The sequence below is a fragment of the Bradyrhizobium sp. AC87j1 genome (assembly GCF_002936975.1).
Classification (GTDB): Bacteria; Pseudomonadota; Alphaproteobacteria; order Rhizobiales; family Xanthobacteraceae; genus Bradyrhizobium; species Bradyrhizobium shewense.
In genome coordinates this window covers 1-2,465 of sequence record NZ_PTFE01000209.1, presented here as the reverse complement: position 1 = coordinate 2,465, position 2,465 = coordinate 1, and the positions used below count along the sequence as shown (strand labels likewise).

Annotated in this window: 4 protein-coding genes; 2 read left to right on the top strand and 2 right to left on the bottom strand. The window is 62.6% G+C overall.

Features of this window, described 5'->3' with window-relative positions; genetic code table 11:
* The first annotated feature begins 251 nt into the window (after nt 1-251).
* Together CV770_RS40760 and CV770_RS40755 are read left to right on the top strand one after the other, a co-directional pair.
* Entirely contained in the window at nt 252-590 is a 339-nt protein-coding gene (locus tag CV770_RS40760; RefSeq protein WP_091958353.1) for a hypothetical protein, read from the top strand.
* Between the two features lie 338 nt (nt 591-928).
* The gene (locus tag CV770_RS40755) at nt 929-1,606 is read left to right on the top strand and encodes an AAA family ATPase (RefSeq protein ID WP_025032179.1); all 678 of its coding nucleotides are present in this window, start codon (nt 929-931) and stop codon (nt 1,604-1,606) included.
* Nucleotides 1,607-1,784: 178 nt separating this feature from the next.
* Here the strand turns inward: CV770_RS40755 and CV770_RS40750 are convergent, their stop codons facing one another.
* Together CV770_RS40750 and CV770_RS43010 are read right to left on the bottom strand one after the other, a co-directional pair.
* Nucleotides 1,785-1,949, bottom strand: a complete 165-nt coding sequence (locus tag CV770_RS40750; protein ID WP_018318263.1) for a hypothetical protein — start codon at nt 1,947-1,949, stop codon at nt 1,785-1,787.
* A gap of 133 nt (nt 1,950-2,082) precedes the next feature.
* Nucleotides 2,083-2,229, bottom strand: a complete 147-nt coding sequence (locus CV770_RS43010) for a hypothetical protein (RefSeq protein WP_165637427.1) — start codon at nt 2,227-2,229, stop codon at nt 2,083-2,085.
* Nucleotides 2,230-2,465: the final 236 nt, after the last annotated feature.

Here is a 2,465-nt window from a genome sequence, read left to right as displayed (position 1 = left end):
GCACTCAGAACGTGGATGCCCGGGCTTGTCCCGGGCATCCACGTTCTGAGTGCTGCGCGGCAAGGCGTGGATGGCCGGGACAAGCCCGGCCATGACGTCGGCTCGCATCAAACGCTCTCCGGATGACTGCGAGTGAAGCCTGCCCGCCTGTTGCCGAGACCGCACAGGTCCGACCTTTCGCATCCCCCCTCGGTTGCCAACGAACCGCCGTTCACCCACTATTCCCTCCGACTCGACATGTGGGGGGATCGATGCCGGCGTTTCGCTTCAAGACTTCCTTGGCTGTTGTAACCCTCGGGATGGCCCTGGCCGTTCTGATCCAGCCCGGTACCGGCTTCGCCTACACCCCGGAGGAGCAGCAGGCCTGCACGCCGGATGCGATGCGGCTGTGCGGCGAGTTCGTCCCGAACGTCGACGCCATTACCGCCTGCATGATCAAGAAGAAGGCGCAGCTCTCGCCGCAATGCGCGGTGTTCTTCCGCCGCGGACCGGAGCCGGGCGAGGTCCGCGCCGGCAGGCCTACCAACATCGCGCCCAAAACCGCGAAGAAGAGCACCAAGCCCAAGAAGAAAAAGACCAGCGACGGCTGAGCGCGGGACAGCCGCGTTCCCGTGGACTCCTTTTGTTCGCGCGGGCCGCGCTGATGCCTGCAGCAATTACCAACGCGCGATGGAAAAGAGTCGGGTAAGGGTTTGCGCGGGAAGGTTGCATTCCGCTTGATCCCGCTCGGTTGCTCAAAGAACGCACAGATGCTCGCGCGGGCGGTGTTTCGCTGCAGTTGGTCTCTCGTCCTGCGACGCAGTGTGACTCAAAAGCCAACACGCCTTGTTATTTCGTGGCTGTAACGCAACCCCCGATAAATTTTTCTTTCACGAATCAGCGCGGTGATTCATTTTCGCGGCCTAGGGTCAATCTGGAGGCCGAAGGTATGAACGTTATTGTTTTTGCATCGCGTAAAGGCGGCTCGGGCAAGAGTACCCTAGCCGCGCATCTCGCCGCGCAGATCAAGGCGAGCAAGCAGGTCATGCTCGTGGACGCGGACCCGCAGGGCTCGCTCACGCTGTGGCACAAGCTGCGTGGCACCAACGAGCCGCCGATCAAGGCGGCCGTGAACTCCGTCAGCGGCATCGTCTCCGCCGCCAAGCGCGACGGTTATGAATGGGTGTTGATCGACACGCCGCCGAACCTCTCGGCCGTGGTCGACGACGCGATCAAGAACGCGACGATGGTGGTCATTCCGGCGCGTCCCGGCGTGTTCGACGTCAACGCGGTGCAGGAAACCATCCAGATGTGCCGCGCCGCGCGCAAGCCTTACGCGGTCGTGCTCAACGGTGCGCCGGCCAAGCGCGACGAAGCCGAAAGCCCGATCGTCACCATCGCCCGCGAAGCGCTGGCGAAATTCCGGGCTCCGGTGTGGGGCGGCCAGATCACCAACCGTTCGGATCTGCTGATGGCGTTGAGCCACGGCGAAGGCGCTCGGGAATATCAGGCCGAGAGCCGTGCGGCTCAGGAAATCGCAAGGCTGTGGGCGGCGATCGAGCGTTCAGTCAAGGCCATTCGCGGCACGGCGTCGGCGTCCGGCGCAATGCACAAGCAGGCTGCTTAATTTCATTATTCATTTCCCCGGACGAAAAACGCGCGGGAACGTCCGCGCGTTTTGCGTTTCTGGCTTCACCCGTCATTCCGGGATGGCGCGCGAGCGCCAGACCCGGAATCTCGAGATTCTCAGGTGCGCAATTGCGCACCGTAATTCGCCCTTCGGGCGCTCCGGAATGACGAGAGGGCTACGCCACCATCAGCATGTAGAACACGATGACCGGCGACATCGTCAGGATCACCGACCAGATGCCGGCGGCCCAGAGAATGTCCTCGGTGGTAAAGCTCTGCTCGGTGGACAGCTTCTCCTGTCCGGCGCCGAAATGCGACGCCATCTCATTATGACTATTCATAAACGCCCCCGCGATTTCTTCGCTTATGGGCGTGAACGATACGCGGGATGTTTTAAGATTCCGGCTTGCAAGCCGCTGCGCATTTTGAGCGCATTTGTGACGGCGGCTTAACCATCCGCGCCACGTGCCGCCTTCAGGCGAGCCAGATCCGATACAGCAGCACCGGCATCAGGCCGAGCATCACTGCCCAGAACCCGAACGACGAAACGACGAGAATTCCCTGCAAAAGATCGGCCGGCGCGTATTGGCTCGCGGCCGTAGGCCGGGTGCGATGTCCCATGGTCATTCCCCCTCTGGAAGTTCCTGGAGTGCAACGATAGGGACGGATGCGTAAACGAGACGTGGATGCGCCATGCGGCAACAGCGAAGGCCGTTGGGGCGCGGTTAACCAAGGGGCGGCGCTCTTACCCTCCCCTGGAGGGGTCCGGGACGAGCGAAGCTCGCCCGTGGGTCGGCTCACATGAGCGCAGCGAAATGTGAGACGGGGTGGGGTGACGGTCTCGCCCCATCCGACAG

Bases quoted from the DNA above. Each gene is read 5' to 3' on its own strand.
- CV770_RS43010 (WP_165637427.1), bottom strand. From the start codon at position 2,229: ATGGGACATCGCACCCGGCCTACGGCCGCGAGCCAATACGCGCCGGCC.
- CV770_RS40755 (WP_025032179.1), top strand. From the start codon at position 929: ATGAACGTTATTGTTTTTGCATCGCGTAAAGGCGGCTCGGGCAAGAGT.
- CV770_RS40760 (WP_091958353.1), top strand. From the start codon at position 252: ATGCCGGCGTTTCGCTTCAAGACTTCCTTGGCTGTTGTAACCCTCGGG.
- CV770_RS40750 (WP_018318263.1), bottom strand. From the start codon at position 1,949: ATGAATAGTCATAATGAGATGGCGTCGCATTTCGGCGCCGGACAGGAG.